The 14,834-nt window shown below is 71.3% G+C and carries 12 protein-coding genes; 4 read left to right on the plus strand and 8 right to left on the minus strand.

Features of this window, described 5'->3' with window-relative positions:
• The first annotated feature begins 32 nt into the window (after positions 1-32).
• From AB6A69_RS02300 to AB6A69_RS02310, 3 genes are read left to right on the plus strand one after another with little or no spacing between them, the layout of a single operon-like run.
• Positions 33-1,577 carry a proton-conducting transporter membrane subunit gene (locus AB6A69_RS02300; protein ID WP_371059501.1) on the plus strand — a complete coding sequence of 515 codons (1,545 nt, stop codon included), beginning with the start codon at positions 33-35 and terminating at the stop codon, positions 1,575-1,577.
• 33 nt (positions 1,578-1,610) lie between these two features.
• Positions 1,611-4,022, plus strand: coding sequence for a YbcC family protein (locus tag AB6A69_RS02305; protein ID WP_371059621.1), 2,412 nt, complete (start codon positions 1,611-1,613; stop codon positions 4,020-4,022).
• Positions 4,019-4,882 (plus strand): DUF6671 family protein, encoded by an 864-nt coding sequence (locus tag AB6A69_RS02310; RefSeq protein WP_371059502.1) that lies wholly within the window; start codon positions 4,019-4,021, stop codon positions 4,880-4,882. The genes AB6A69_RS02305 and AB6A69_RS02310 overlap by 4 nt, the downstream gene beginning before the upstream one ends.
• A 4-nt stretch (positions 4,883-4,886) precedes the next feature.
• On the opposite strand, the gene AB6A69_RS02315 is transcribed toward AB6A69_RS02310, so the two are convergent.
• The 8 genes from AB6A69_RS02315 to AB6A69_RS02350 all read right to left on the minus strand — a co-directional run bounded on the left by AB6A69_RS02315 (position 4,887) and on the right by AB6A69_RS02350 (position 13,715).
• A complete protein-coding gene (locus AB6A69_RS02315; RefSeq protein WP_371059503.1) occupies positions 4,887-5,726 on the minus strand; it encodes an enoyl-CoA hydratase-related protein in 840 nt (279 codons plus the stop codon).
• 197 nt (positions 5,727-5,923) lie between these two features.
• Complete coding sequence (locus tag AB6A69_RS02320) at positions 5,924-6,280, minus strand: DUF5368 domain-containing protein (RefSeq protein ID WP_371036336.1); 357 nt, start codon at positions 6,278-6,280, stop codon at positions 5,924-5,926.
• Between the two features lie 12 nt (positions 6,281-6,292).
• The gene (locus tag AB6A69_RS02325; protein WP_371059504.1) at positions 6,293-7,612 is read right to left on the minus strand and encodes an NAD(P)/FAD-dependent oxidoreductase; all 1,320 of its coding nucleotides are present in this window, start codon (positions 7,610-7,612) and stop codon (positions 6,293-6,295) included.
• A gap of 107 nt (positions 7,613-7,719) precedes the next feature.
• A complete protein-coding gene (locus tag AB6A69_RS02330) occupies positions 7,720-7,935 on the minus strand; it encodes a formate dehydrogenase subunit delta (RefSeq protein WP_371056564.1) in 216 nt (71 codons plus the stop codon).
• Between the two features lie 16 nt (positions 7,936-7,951).
• Positions 7,952-8,737 (minus strand): formate dehydrogenase accessory sulfurtransferase FdhD, encoded by a 786-nt coding sequence (gene fdhD / locus AB6A69_RS02335; RefSeq protein WP_371059505.1) that lies wholly within the window; start codon positions 8,735-8,737, stop codon positions 7,952-7,954.
• 1 nt (position 8,738) lies between these two features.
• A complete protein-coding gene (gene fdhF, locus AB6A69_RS02340) occupies positions 8,739-11,621 on the minus strand; it encodes a formate dehydrogenase subunit alpha (RefSeq protein WP_371059506.1) in 2,883 nt (960 codons plus the stop codon).
• Between the two features lie 88 nt (positions 11,622-11,709).
• Entirely contained in the window at positions 11,710-13,236 is a 1,527-nt protein-coding gene (locus AB6A69_RS02345) for a formate dehydrogenase beta subunit (protein WP_371059507.1), read from the minus strand.
• Positions 13,233-13,715 (minus strand): formate dehydrogenase subunit gamma, encoded by a 483-nt coding sequence (locus AB6A69_RS02350; protein WP_371056560.1) that lies wholly within the window; start codon positions 13,713-13,715, stop codon positions 13,233-13,235. Before AB6A69_RS02350 ends, AB6A69_RS02345 begins: the two co-directional genes overlap by 4 nt.
• Before the next feature lie 170 nt (positions 13,716-13,885).
• Between AB6A69_RS02350 and AB6A69_RS02355 the strand changes: the two genes are divergently transcribed.
• Complete coding sequence (locus tag AB6A69_RS02355) at positions 13,886-14,776, plus strand: LysR family transcriptional regulator (protein WP_371036329.1); 891 nt, start codon at positions 13,886-13,888, stop codon at positions 14,774-14,776.
• Positions 14,777-14,834 lie beyond the last annotated feature (58 nt).

The following is a 14,834-nucleotide window of genomic DNA, read 5'->3' on the forward strand; positions in this document are numbered from 1 at the left end:
CGGGATTTTGCATCTGCGAGGGACAGACAGGCATGGACGTGTTTTCGATACCTCTACTGGCGCCGGCGGCGCTGATCGCGGCCGCCATCGCGGCCTTCATGAACCCCGGCGGCCGTCCCGGACTGGTGCCGCGCCTGGCCGAGGGCACCGCCATCGCCGCCTTCGGGGTGGCGGTCGTCTCGCTTCTGGTGCTGCTGACGCGAGGGGCCGGAACGGGCGTCGTCGCCGGTGTCGCCACGCGGCTCGACCCGGTCAGCGTGACGATGCTTCTGCTGGTGAGCTTCGTTGGATGGGTGGTGCTGCGCTACACCGCGACCTACCTCGACGGCGAGGCGCGGCAGGGCGCCTTTACCGGCTGGATGGCGCTGACCCTCGCCGCGGTGCTGCTCTTCGTGCAGGCGGGCAGCCTCGCGGTTTTCGTTACCGCCTTCATCGCAACCTCGGTCTTCCTGGCGCGGCTTCTTCTCTTCTACCCCGAGCGGGTGCAGGCGCAGCGGGCCGCGCGCAAGAAATTCGTGACCGCGCGCCTTGGCGACGCGTCGCTGATCGCGGCGGCCGTGCTGCTCTACACCGGCTACGGCACGGGTGACATCGGCGAGATCCTCGCCGCGGCCCGTGTGGGCGTCGCGCCCGACGCCGCGCTCTGGGCGGCGGGCTTTCTCGCCCTTGCCGCGCTTCTCAAGTCCGCGCAGTTCCCAACCCATGGCTGGCTCACCGAGGTGATGGAGACGCCGACGCCGGTCTCGGCGCTTCTGCACGCGGGCGTCATCAACGCGGGCGGGTTCCTGCTGATCCGCTTCGCCGACGTGATGGTGCTCGCGCCCGGGGTGCTGGCGGTGCTGGTGATGATCGGGGGCTTCACCGCGCTTTTCGGCGGGCTCGTCATGCTGACCCAGCCCGCGGTCAAGACCTCGCTCGCCTGGTCCACGGTGGCGCAGATGGGCTTCATGATCCTGCAATGCGGCCTTGCGCTCTTTCCGCTCGCGCTTCTGCACATCGTGGCGCATTCGCTCTACAAGGCGCATGCCTTCCTGGCCTCGGGCATGGCGGTCGAGGGCGTGGCCGCGACCCGGCGGCCGGGGCCGGTGGCGGTGCCCTCCGGCGGCGCGGTGCTGCGCGCCTTCGTCGCCGCGCTCGTGATCTACGCGGCAGTGGGCTTCGGCTTCGGCTTCGACGGCAAGTCGCCGCAGGCCATCGCGCTGGGCGCGATCCTGATCTTCGGCGTGGCCTACCTGCTGGCGCAGGGTTTCGCCGACGCCGCGCCCACGGTGCTGACCCAGCGCACCGCGCTGATGTCGGTGGCCGCGTCGGTGGCCTACTTCGCGCTGCAGACCGGGGCCGAGGCGCTGATGGCGGGCACGCTCCCCTCCACGCCCGTGCCGGGTCCGCTCGAATGGGCGCTGATCGTGCTGGCCGTCATCAGCTTCGGCGCGGTGGCGGTTGCGCAGGCGATGTTCCCGCTCTGGGCCTATCACCCGGCCGCGGCGGGGCTGCGCGTGCACCTGGCGAACGGGCTCTACATGAACGCGGTCTTCGACCGCATCCTCGGCGGATGGCACATCCGGCGGATTGACTGACGATCTCGGGACGGAGCGAGCGACATGACCCATATCACCGAAAACACGTCTCTTCCCGCGGGAACCGTCATGGCGGCGGCCGGCGCGGCGGCGCGCGCAATCCCGCCGGTCTGGCCGCTGGCCTCTTCCGTGGCCGTCAACCCGTTCCTCGGCCAGACGGGCGAGACGCTGGCCGAGACGGGCGCAAGGCTCGCCCGGGTCGCGGGGCTGCCGGTGACCATGCCGCGCGAGTGGTATCTGTCCCGGCTGGAGGCAGGGCGGATCACCGACGCCGATCTGGAGGCCGCGCTCGCCGCGTCGTGCCACGCCGCCCGGCCGGCGAGCGTGAGCGATCTGAAGGAGGCGGCGGCGCGGCCACGGCGGCGGCCGCACGCCCTGCCGACGGTGGCGGAGATGGCGTCGGACCATTGCGGGCTCGACTGGCCCGGCCTCGTGGCGGACCGGGTCAGCCAGTGGGCGGCAAGCTTCTTCGACGCGGGGCAGGCGCTCTGGAAGGCGCCCAAGCGCCGCGGCGCCTATGCCGAGTGGCGCGCCGTGGCGACCCATGACCTGACGCCGGAGATCCACGGCCTCGAGGGCTTCGCCGCCCATGTGGCCGAGGCGCCTGAACACGCCGAGGACGCGATCGCGCGCGCCGCGTCCCGGCTGGGCCTCGTCGACGCGGCGCTGCCCACTTATTTCCACCAGCTTCTCATGACGATGGGCGGCTGGGCGCAATACGCCCGCTACCAGCTGTGGCAGGCGGAGCTGGGCGGCGGGACCGATCCGGTGGTGACCGAGATGCTGGCGATCCGGCTCCTCTGGGAAGAGGCGCTCTTTATCCAGTATGAGGAGGCGATCCTCGACCGCTGGGAGCGCGTGCGCGCCTCTCACGCGGCGCCGCTGGCGCCGGGCGAGGATCTCGTGGTGGACGAGATCCTGCAGGAGGCGGCCGAACGCGCCGCGCAGCGCGAGATCGCCGCGACGCTCGCGACCCAGCCGCCCGCGCCGGCGACAGAGCGTCCGTCGCTTCAGGCCGCCTTCTGCATCGACGTGCGCTCTGAAGTGTTCCGCCGGGCGCTGGAATCGGTCGATCCGGGCATCGAGACGCTGGGCTTCGCCGGGTTCTTCGGGCTCGCCACGAAGCACCGTGGCTTCGCCTCCGACGTGGAGGAGCTGCGCCTGCCCGTGCTTCTGAACCCCGGCGTGTGCTCCGTCGCGGGCGGGCCCGAGATCGAGGAGGCCGACCGCCAGGCGCGGTTCACCGCGCGGGCGAAGCGCGCCTGGGGCCGGTTCAAGTTCGCCGCCGTCTCCTCCTTCGCCTTCGTGGAGGCGATGGGGCCGGTCTATGCCGGCCGGCTCGTGCGGGACGCGCTCGGCCTCGAGGAGGGCAAGCTGCCCGACGGGCCCGCGCCCCGGCTCGACCCGGCGCTGTCGCTGTCCGAGCGGGTCGGCGCGGCGGAAACCGTGCTGCGCGCCATGTCGCTCACCGAGGGCTTCGGCCGCATCGTGCTGCTGGCGGGCCACGGCGCGAACGTGACCAACAACCCGCACGCCTCGGCCTATCACTGCGGCGCGTGCGGCGGCTATTCCGGCGAGGTGAACGCCCGGCTTCTGGCCGCGCTGCTCAACGATCCGGAGGTGCGCCAGGGCGTCGCCGCGAAGGGCATCGAGATCCCGGGCGATACGCTTTTCGTGGCTGCGCTGCACGATACCACCACCGACACGGTGAAGCTTTACGAGGCGGACATCGACGCCAGCCAGCACAAGGCCCTGCTTGGGGACGTGAAGGGCTGGCTTGCCAAGGCGGGGCGCGTGGCGCGGGCGGAGCGCGCGCTGCGGCTGCCGCGCGCGGCTGGCGAGGCCGAGGTCGCGGCGCGCGCGCGCGACTGGGCGGAGGTGCGTCCGGAATGGGCGCTCGCCGGCTGCCGGGCCTTCATCGCGGCGCCGCGCACGCGCACCGGGGGCCGGTCGCTCGAGGGCCGCGCCTTCCTGCACAACTACGACTGGCGGGCCGACGAGGGCTTCGGCGTGCTGGAACTCATCATGACGGCGCCCGTGGTGGTGGCGAGCTGGATCAGCCTGCAATACTACGGCTCGACCGTGGCGCCGCAGGCGTTCGGCGGCGGCAACAAGCTGCTGCACAACGTCACCGGCGGGATCGGCGTGGTGGAGGGCAACGGCGGGCTGATGCGGGCCGGGCTGCCCTGGCAGGCGGTGCATGACGGCGAGGGCCTCGCGCATGAGCCCCTGCGCCTGTCGGTCTGCATCGAGGCGCCGCGCGAGGCGATGAGCGACATCCTGAAGCGCCACGACGGTGTGCGCGCCCTGTTCGACAACCGCTGGCTTCACCTCTTCGCCCTCGACGAGGCGGGGCAGGTGGCGTGGCGCTACACGGGCGACCTCGAATGGGAGGCCGTCGAGGGCGTGGCACGGCCCGGGCCGGTGCTGAAGGCGGTGGGATGAGGGTGTCCGGGCCCGTGGGCCCGGCGCTCTGGGCCGGCCGGCGGGCGGTTCTGGCCACCATGCACGGGAAGCAGGCGGCCATCGCGCCGCCTCTTTCGCGCGTCGCGGGGCTGGCGGTGGAGGTGGCGCGGGGGCTCGACACCGACGCGCTCGGCACCTTCACGGGCGAGATCCCGCGCGCGGGCGGTCTGCGCGAAGCGGCGCTCGCCAAGGCGCGGCTCGGGATGCGGGCGGCGGGCTCGGACCTGGGGCTCGCCTCCGAAGGGGCCTACGGGCCGCACCCCTCCATCCCCTTCCTGCCGGCGGGGGCAGAAGTGCTGGTGCTCGTGGACGACGCCCGCGGCCTCGTCCTCTGGGAAGAGATCGTGGACAGCGCCCCGGTCTATGCCGCGACGGAGGCCGCGTCGGTCGAGACGCTGGAGAGCTTCCTCGCCGGGATCGGCTTTCCCCGCCAGGCGGCGGTGGTGCGGCCGAACGCGGGCGCGGGGCCGGTGCGCAAAGGGATCGCCGCGCGCGCGGCGCTCGCCCGCGCCGTGGAGGAAAGCGCCGCGGCCTCGGCCGACGGGCTCGCCCGCGTCGAGACGGACATGCGCGCCCACATGAACCCGGCGCGGATGTCCACCATCGGCCGGCTGGCCCAACGTTTCGCGGAGCGCCTGGCGCGGGCCTGCCCCGCCTGCGGCGCGCCGGGATACGGCCGCCTGCGCGCGGGGCCGGCGCGGCCCTGTGCGTGGTGCGGGGGACCGACGCTCCGCCCGGGGGAAGATGTGCTGGGATGCGTGGCCTGCGGCCACGAGGCCGCGCCCGCGGGCTACCCGCAACCGGGCGACCCCGGCGATTGTCCGGCCTGCAACCCCTGACGCGTCAGGAGCCGCGCGGCGTTCCGCGGCCCCCGCCGGGGGAGGTCCAGCCGGGGCTACGGGCGCCGAAGAAGCTTTCCAGCCCCTCGCGCCCTTCCGCGCTTTCGATCTGGTCGGCGAAGACGTCGGCCGCCATGTCGAGTTGCTCGTCCGGCAGCAGGCCGGGCAGGTCCAGCAGCAGGCGCTTGGTGGCCGCGACGGCGCCCGGCGCGCAGAGCGTCAGGCCGTCGCGGATGCGCGCGATCTCGGCGTCGAGGGCGGCGCTGTCGGGAAAGACGGCATCCGCCAGGCCGATATCGAGCGCCGCGCGCGCGTCGACATGCTCTCCCAGCAGAAGCAGGCGGCGCGCCGCGCGATGCCCCAGCCGCGCCAGCATGATCGGGGCGATCTGCGCGGGCACCATCCCGCGCCGCGTGTCGGTGAAGGCGAACTCCGCGCCCTCGGCGGCGAGCACCAGGTCGCCCGCAGCGGCAAAGCCGCAGCCCGCAGCGTGCGCGGGCCCTTCGACGGCCATCACGGTCAGCTGCGGCAGCGTGGCGACACGCCGAAGGAGCGCGCCGAACGAGCGGCTGGCCTGCACGAGCGCCTCGCGGTCGATGTCGCGGTTGGCCCCCGCGCGCAGCACGTCGCCGAGCGCGCCCTCGCAGAACACGCCGCCGCGACCGCGGAAGAGCACGCCGCGAATGTCGGGGCGCAGCGCCAGCCCGTGCGTGAGTCGCGCCAGTTCGGCGATCCGGGTCCGTCCGAGGGCGTTGCCGTTGGCAGGGTCATCGAACCACACCGTCAGCCACGGGCCATCCTGTTCCAGCGCGAGCGTCCGGGACCGGGGCAGTTGCTGGTTCATGGCGCACCTCGCGGCGCGGAGCCGGCCGGGCGCCCGCCCGAGACAGTTATCGATCGCGACTGCTGCCTCCGTCCCTTTTCCATGCGTCCCTCCCGCGTGGGCGCGGCCGCCGGAGTCGCGGCCCCTCAGCCTTAGAGCTAGCATATCATGCACACAAGGCGAGGGAGCGCGTGAAGATCGGGCCCTCGGGGAATGGCTCAGGCGTCGCGCTCGGGCGGGAACAGCAGGGACTGGACGGTGTAGACGAGAATCGCCGCGCCGACCGCGCCGGCCGCCGCGACGCCGAGCATCACGATCACGTCGATCGGGCCCCCGATATCGGACATGCCCGAATCCGTGATCGCCATCACGAACCACACGGCGGCGACGGCGCCCACGGGCATCGCGAGCTGGGCCGCCAGGAATTTCTGCCAGCTCACCGCGCGGTCGCGGATCAGAACGTAGATGTAGCCCAGCGTGACCACCGCCGCGGCGATCACGAGGGCCCAGAACAGCACCGGTCCGAACATTTCCTCGAACACGGCGATCATGGTCTCGAAGGTGAGTTCCTGCATGGGGTATCCTCCTCAGGCCTTGCCGCGCAGCATGGCGTTGTAGGTGGCCTTCAGCGCGACCTCCTTCATGAGCCAGCTAATCCAGAGCTCCTCGAGCGGCGCGATCACGCCGGGGAAGCTCGGGGTGAGGTCGTTGTTGTAGTCGAACTCGATCAGCATGGCCCGGCCCACGCGCGTGATGAGCGGGCAGGAGGTGTAGCCGTTATAGGCCGCGTCCGTCGTGTCGCCCGCGATCTGGGCGACCAGATGCGCCTCGACCACCGGCACCTGCCATTTCACGCTCGCGGCGGTCTTGCCCTTGGGTACGCCGGCCACGTCGCCCACGGCGAACACGTCGGGGTAGCGGCGGTGGCGCAGGGTCTGCTGGTCCACTTCCACCCAGCCCTGGTCGGTCCACCGGTCGGCCCAGGACAGCCCCGACTGCCGCACGACGTCGGGCGCGCGCATGGGCGGGATCACGTTGGTGAAATCGTAGGGCATCTCCGTGTCGCCGTCGGGCGTGGCGAAGGTCAGCAGCTTCCGGCCGGGGTCGATCGCCTTCAGCACGTGATTCTTGCGCGTCTCGATGCCCTTGTCGTCGAAGAGCATCCGCACCTTTTCGTGCACGATGGGCACGCTGAAATAGCTGCCCGAATGCGCGGCGTAGGTGATCTTCGTATTCGCGCGGTTGCCCTTGCGGCGCGCGTAGTCGTCGGTGAGGAAGGTGTACTTGAGCGGCGCGCCCGCGCATTTCATCTCGGTCGCGGGCCGGAAGAACACCGCCTCCCCGCCCTCGTCGGTGAAGCGGTCCATGGCTTGCCATGTCTTCGCGGCATGTTCGGGGCCCGCGTAGACCGCGCCGATGCCGTTCTGGCCCACCATGTCGAGAGAGAAGCCCTCGACCGCGTCCCAGTCGAGCGAGATGCCCGACGCCACGATCAGGTAGTCGTAGTCGAGGCTCTCGCCGCCGGAGAGGCCCACGCGCTTTGCCTCCGGGTCGATCTCGGCGGCGTATTCCGGCCGGAGCGCCACGCCCTGGGGCAGCCATTCGGTGGTCGTGCTGACCGAATATTCCGCCGGTTTCAACCCCGCGGCGATCAGCGTCCAGCCGGGCTGGTACCAATGCTCGGCCCGGCCGTCCACGATGGTGATGCGCGCGCCCTCGAGGCGCTGCACAAGGCGGTTGGCGAGCGAGGTGCCGGCGGCGCCGGCGCCCAGGATGACGATATGGGCGTTCGTGGGCACGCGCGCCTGCGCCTCGGCGCCGGGCCCCGCGAGGGCGAGCGCGCCGGCCCCGGCCGCGAGGCCGAGAAAGCTGCGACGGCTGGCTTTCGGGAGTCGGGTATCGGTCATGTGCATCCTCCGCGTCATATCGCGGCTATGGAATACAACAGCATACCCTTCGTTGATCCAGATCAAGAAAGCTGAGTTTCGCGTGCGTCTTTCGGCGCGTCCTTACGTCACGCCTCGGCCCGGAGCCGGCCCGCCGCCTCGATCACCAGCGGGTCGAGGCCCGCGCCGCCGCGCTCGATGAGTGCGAAGAGGTCCTTGCGCATGCGCGGCTCCCAGAAATCGGCAAGGTGTCGGGCCACCTGTGCCGCGCGGTCCGCGTCGTGTTGCGAGTGGAAGAAGGTGGCGATCTGGTTCGCCATGCGGACGAGTTTTTCCTCGGTCATTCGATCGCTCCCTCGGTCATTCGATCGCTCCCTCGGTCAGTCGGTGCGGGTGGGCGTAAACCCGCGCGGTGTGCTTGAGCCCGGCCAAGAGCGTCAACCCCGCGGCCTCGGCCATCTCGACGGCGAGCGCGGTGGGCGCGGAGACGGCGACAACAGCCTCGGCGCCCATCGCGGCGGCCTTTTGCACCATCTCCACCGACACGCGGGAGGTCAGCACCACGGCGCGGCCGCGCCCCGTCTCGCCGGCGGCGAGGCAGGCGCCCGCCACCTTGTCGAGCGCGTTGTGCCGGCCCACGTCCTCGCGCGGGAAGAGGAGACCGCGCCCCGGTTCCCAGAGCGCGGCGGCGTGCATGGCATGGGTCGCATCATGGCCCGGCTGGCGCCGGCGCAGCGCCTCGGGCGCGGCGCGCAGGTCGGGCGCCGAAAGGCGCAGCGCGTCGGTGGCGACCTGCGCGGCGGGGCGAAGCGCCGCCTCGATCGAGTCGATGCCGCAGAGCCCGCAGCCCACCGGCCCCGTCATCGCGCGCCGGCGCGCGGCGAGCCGCCCCGCCGCCGCCTCGGGCAGCCACATCCGCGCCTCGAACCCGCGCCCGTGGTCGACGATCTCGATTTCCTCGATCTCGTCGGCCGCCGTGACGATCCCCTCGGTCAGCGAGAAGCCTCGCGCGAAATCCTCCAGATCGCGCGGCGTGGCCATCATCACCGCCTGCGTCTCGCCGTTGTAGACGAGCGCCACGGGCACCTCGTCCGCCAGCGGCAGGGCGGCCCGGGGGCCGATCTCGATGCGCGGATCGCGGGTCATGTCACTCCGCCGCCGGCAGCACGCGGCGTGCCCGGTCCGCCATGGCCGCGTAGTCCTCCTGCCACTCCGTCGGCCCGTTCGAGGGGCTCACCTGCACAGCCGTCACCTTGTATTCCGGGCAGTTGGTCGCCCAGTCGGAATAGTCGGTCGTCACCACGTTGGCCTGCGTGTCGGGGTGGTGGAAGGTGGTGTAGACCACGCCCGACGCCATCCGCTCTGTCAGGTGCGCGCGCAGCGAGGTCTCGCCCTTGCGGGACGCGATCTTCACCCACTGGCCCTCGCGGATGCCACGCAGTTCGGCGTCGTTGGGGTGGATTTCCAGCACGTCCTCTTCATGCCACACCGTGTTCGCGGTGCGCCGGGTCTGGGCGCCCACGTTGTACTGGCTGAGGATCCGCCCGGTGGTGAGCAGAAGCGGGAAGCGCGGGCCGGTCCGCTCTTCTGTGGGCACGTATTCGGTCAGCACGAACTTGCCCTTGCCGCGCACGAAGCCGTCGATGTGCATCACCGGCGAGCCCTCGGGCCTGGCCTCGTTGCAGGGCCACTGGACGGACCCCTTTTCCTCGAGCACCGCGTAGGAGACGCCGGCGAAGGAGGGCGTGGTGGCGGCGATCTCGTCCATGACCTCGGCGGGATGCGTGTAGTCCCAGTCCGCGCCCATGGCATTCGCCAGCATCTGGGTGATCTCCCAGTCGGCGAACCCGTTCTTCGGCTCCATCACCTTGCGAACCCGGTTGATCCGGCGCTCGGCGTTGGTGAAGGTGCCGTCCTTCTCCAGGAAGGTGGAGCCCGGCAGGAAGACATGCGCGTAGTTCGCGGTCTCGTTCAGGAAGAGATCGTGGACGATCACGCACTCCATCGCGGCAAGGCCCGCGGCGACGTGGTGCGTGTCGGGATCGGATTGCAGGATGTCCTCGCCCTGGATGTAGATGCCGCGGAACTCGCCCGAGACGGCCGCGTCCAGCATGTTGGGGATGCGCAGGCCCGGCTCGGGGTCGATCGTCGCGCCCCAGATCCGCTCGAACACCTCCCGCGCCGCCTCGTCCGAGACATGGCGGTAGCCCGGCAGCTCATGCGGGAAGGAGCCCATGTCGCAGGCGCCCTGCACGTTGTTCTGGCCCCGGAGCGGGTTCACGCCCACGCCCGGCCGGCCGATGTTGCCGGTCGCCATGGCGAGGTTCGCGATCGCCATCACGGTGGTGGAGCCCTGGGAGTGCTCGGTCACGCCGAGCCCGTAGTAGATCGCACCGTTGCCGCCCGTGGCATAGAGCCGGGCCGCGGCGCGGAGCTCGGCCGCCGACACGCCGGTGAGCGCCTCGGTGGCCTCAGGCGAGTGCCGGTCCTCGGCGACGAAGCCCGCCCAGTCCTGGAACTCGTCCCAGTCGCAGCGCTCGCGCACGAAGTCCTCGTCCACCAGACCCTCGGTCACGATGACATGGGCCAGGGCGGTCAGCACCGCCACGTTGGTTCCCGGGCGCAGCGGCAGGTGATGCGCGGCCTCGATATGGGGCGTGCGCACGAGGTCGATCCGCCGCGGGTCGACCACGATGAGCTTCGCGCCCGCGCGCAGGCGCTTCTTGAGCCGCGAGGCGAAGACCGGGTGCCCGTCGGTCGGATTGGCGCCGATCACCAGCACGACATCGGTGTGCTCCACCGAGTCGAAATCCTGCGTGCCCGCGGAGGTGCCGAAGGTGGTCTTGAGCCCGTAGCCCGTGGGCGAGTGGCAGACCCGCGCGCAGGTGTCGGTGTTGTTGTTGCCGAAGACGGCGCGGATCATCTTCTGGACGAGGTAGGTCTCCTCGTTGGTGCAGCGGCTCGACGTGATGCCGCCGATGGCCTGGCGCCCGTGCGCCTCCTGGATGCCGCGCAGGCGCCCGGCGGCGAAGGACAGCGCCTCGTCCCAGGACACCTCGCGCCAGGGTTCGTCGATCGTCTCGCGGATCATCGGGTTCAGGATGCGGTCAGGGTGGCTCGCATAGCCGTAGGCGAAGCGGCCCTTCACGCAGGAATGCCCCCGGTTCGCCTTGCCCTGCTTCCAGGGCACCATGCGCACGAGCTGGTCGCCGTTCAGCTGCGCCTCGAAGGAGCATCCCACCCCGCAATAGGCGCAGGTGGTCACGACCTTGCGCTCGGGCGTGCCGAGCTCGATCACGGATTTCTCCTGCAGCGTCGCCGTCGGGCAGGCCTGCACGCAGGCGCCGCAGCTCACGCATTCAGAGTTCAGGAAATCGTCGCCCGCCATGCCCGCCGACACGCGGCTGTCGAAGCCGCGGCCCTCGATGGTCAGCGCGAAGGTGCCCTGCACCTCCTCGCAGGCGCGCACGCAGCGTGAGCAGACGATGCATTTCGACGGATCGTAGGTGAAATAGGGATTGCTCTCGTCCTTGGGCAGGTAGCGCGGGTTCGCCTCGCCGTTCGAGCGCGCGGCGACATGGTTCTCGCCCTCGTAGCCGTAGCGCACGTCGCGCAGGCCCACCGCGCCGGCCATGTCCTGCAATTCGCAGTCGCCGTTCGCGGCGCAGGTCAGGCAGTCGAGCGGGTGGTCGGAGATGTAGAGCTCCATCACCCCCTTGCGGAGCTTCTGCACCTTGGGCGTCTGGGTGCGCACCACCATCCCCTCGGCCACGGGCGTGGTGCAGGAAGCAGGCGTGCCGCGCCGCCCCTCGATCTCCACCACGCAGAGCCGGCAGGAGCCGAAGGCCTCCAGGCTGTCGGTCGCGCAGAGCTTCGGCACCTGAATGCCCGCCTCGGCGGCCGCGCGCATGACGGAGGTGCCCTCGGGCACCGTGACGGCGATCCCGTCCACGCTGAGCGTCACCGGCGCGCCGGTTTTCGCCGGCGTGCCCTTGTCCGCGTCGTCCCAGGGAATGACGAAATCCTTCATTCGCCCAGATCCTTCTTCTTGGCCCAAATACTCAGGGGATACGTCAGTGCCGCGCCAGCTCTCCGCGCGGCGAAACCGGCCCCGGGTCTCATTCCGCGGCCTCCCGCGCGGCGCCGAACTCCTCGGGGAAGTGGCGCAGCGCGCTCATCACGGGGTAGGGGGTGAACCCGCCCAGCGCGCAGAGCGAGCCGTCCTTCATCGTGTCGCAGAGGTCGGCGAGCAGCTCCACCGCCGCACCGTCGCCGGCTCGGATGCGCTCGAGCGTCTCGACCCCGCGCACCGCGCCGATCCGGCAGGGGGTGCACTTGCCACAGCTCTCCACGGCGCAGAACTCCATGGCGAAGCGCGCCATCTCCAGCATGTCGGCGCTCTCGTCGAAGACCACGATGCCCGCATGGCCGATGAGCCCGCCCTGGCCGTCGAATTCCTCGTAGCCGAAGGGCGTGTCGAACTGGGAGGCGTGCATGTAGGCGCCGAGCGGCCCGCCCACCTGCACCGCCTTCACCGGCCGCCCCGAGGCGGTGCCGCCCGCGATCTCCTCGACGAGGGTTCCGAGCGGCATGCCGAAGGCGGTCTCGAACAGCCCGCCGCGCGCCACGTTGCCCGCGATCTGCACCGGGATCGTGCCCTTCGACCGGCCGAGCCCGAAATCGGCGTAGAAGCGCGCGCCCTTCTCGAAGATGACCGGCACGGTGGCGAGGCTGATGACGTTGTTGACCACCGTGGGCCGGCCGAGGAAGCCCTCGAGCGCCGGGAGCGGCGGCTTGGCGCGCACGATGCCGCGCTTGCCCTCGAGTGAGTTCAGCAGAGAGGTCTCCTCGCCGCAGACATAGGCGCCCGCGCCCACGCGGATCTCCATGTCGAAGGCGCGGCCGGAGCCGAGCAGGTCGTCGCCCAGCACGCCCGCCGCCTGGGCGCGGCGGACCGCCTCCTCCATCACCTCTATGGCGTCGGGGTATTCCGAGCGGAGGTAGACGTAGCCCTTCGTGGCGCCCGTGCCGAGCCCGGCGATCGCCATGCCCTCGATCAGGCAGAACGGGTCACCCTCCATGATCATGCGGTCGGCGAAAGTGCCGCTGTCGCCCTCGTCGGCGTTGCAGACGATGTATTTCTGCGGGCCCTCGGCGTTCAGGACGGTGTTCCACTTGATCCCCGTGGGAAAGCCCGCGCCGCCCCGTCCGCGAAGCCCGCTCTCGGTCACTTCCTGGACGATCTCCGCGGCCGTCATCCCGAGCGCACGGCGCAGCCCGGCAAGGCCGCCATGGGCCTCGTACTGGCCAAGGTCGAGCGGGTCGATCACGCCGCAGCGCTGGAAGGTGAGCCGGGTCTGCCGCTTCATCCAGTCGAGCTCTTCCACGGGCCCCAGCGCCTTGGGGTGGGCATCCGCGGTCTCGAAGAGCGCCGGCACATCCGCCGCCGTCATCGGCCCGAAGCCGTGGCGCTGGCCGTCGCACTCGATCTCGAGAAGCGGCTCCAGCCAGATCATGCCGCGCGTGCCCGTGCGAACGAGCTCGAGCGGAACGTCGCGGCGGTCGGCCTCGGCGCGCAGGGCTTGCGCCACGGCCTCGGCGCCGAGCGCCTTCGCGGCGGCGTCGCGGGGCAGATAGACCTTCATGCGTCGCGCTCCTTCACCGTGGCCTCGATCCGCGCCGCGTCCGCGCGCCCGACGATCTCGCCGTCCACCATCGCCGCCGGGCCGCAGGCGCAGAGCCCGAGGCAATAGACCGGCTCCAGCGTCACGGCGCCGTCCGCCCGCGTCTCGCCCATGGCGACGCCGAGGCGCGCCTCGGCCTCCGCGGCGAGCGCGTCCGCGCCCACGGCCTTGCAGGCCTCGGAGCGGCAGAGCTTCACGACCCTGCGGCCGGCGGGCGCCTCGCGGAAGTCGTGATAGAAACTCACCACCCCGTGCACCTCGGCGCGGGTAAGGTTGAGCCTGTCGGCGATGGCCGGGATCATCTCGGCGGGGATGTGGCCCCACTCCGCCTGAACGTCGTGCAGGATGGGCAAAAGCGGCCCCTCGCGCCCGGCATGGGAGCGCACGATCTCGTCGAGCCGGGCGAGACGCGGATTGGCGGCGGCGGCGTCGAGGGCCATAAGGCGCACTCCTTGGCGATCTTCTCGCCCCGCGGATGCCGCGGACGGCGCTGCGGTTCAATGTCGCAGTTTCGTCGTTTGATAGGTATCTTCTATCAAGCGGTCGCAAACCCCTCGCATGACGTCGCGCAGGGGATTTCGGTCGCGAAAGGGTGAACGGAGACGAGGCCATGATCGACAAGCTGGAGATGTTCATCGCGCTCGCGCACGAGCAGCATTTCGGCCGCGCGGCGGAGGAATGCGGCGTGACACAGCCCACGCTCTCGGCCGGGATCAAGCAGCTCGAGGACCAGCTGGGCGTGATGCTGGTCTGGCGCGGCTCGCGCTTCCAGGGGCTCACGCCGGAAGGCCAGCGCGTGCTCGACTGGGCGCGGCGCATCGTGGCCGACAGCCGCGCCATGCGCGCCGAGATGCGCGCGGCGCGGCAGGGGCTTTCGGGCAACCTGCGCCTCGCGGTGATCCCCACCGCCCTTTCCACGGTGGAGCGGCTGACCACGCCGTTCCGCACGCGGCATCCCAACGTGCGCTTCTCGATCTACTCGCGCAGCTCGGCGGAGATCCTCGCCATGCTCGACGACCTCGAGGCGGAGGCGGGCATCACCTACCTCGACAACGAGCCGCTGGGGCGCGTGGCCTCCGTCCCGCTCTACCGCGAACGCTACATGGCCGTCGCGCCCGAGGGCGGGCCGCTTGCGGGGCGGGCGCGGCTGGGCTGGGCGGAGCTTGCCGACCTGCCGCTCGCGCTCCTGACGCCCGACATGCAGAACCGGCGGATCGTCAACCAGCACATGGCCGAGGCCGGGCGCACCGCCGACCCCGTTCTGGAGGCGAGCTCGGTGGTCACGCTGGTCAGCCATGTCCGCGCGGGCGGCCTCGCCACGGTGCTGCCGAGCCGCCTGGCGGAGCTCTTCGGCGCGATGGGCGGGCTGCAGTCGGTGCCGCTCGTGGCGCCCGAGGCCGAGCATCTGATCGGCCTCGTCGCGCCCGAGCGCGACCCGACGACGCCGGTCATCGCGGCGCTCCTCGACCAGGCGCGCAAGGTGTCCGAGTGCGGCGGCTGACCGGACATTTCCCTTGCCCGCGCGGGCATATGTTTTATGACGGTGCGACGCCCGCGGG

This window comes from Rhodosalinus sp. 5P4, assembly GCF_041365695.1.
Classification (GTDB): Bacteria; Pseudomonadota; Alphaproteobacteria; order Rhodobacterales; family Rhodobacteraceae; genus Rhodosalinus.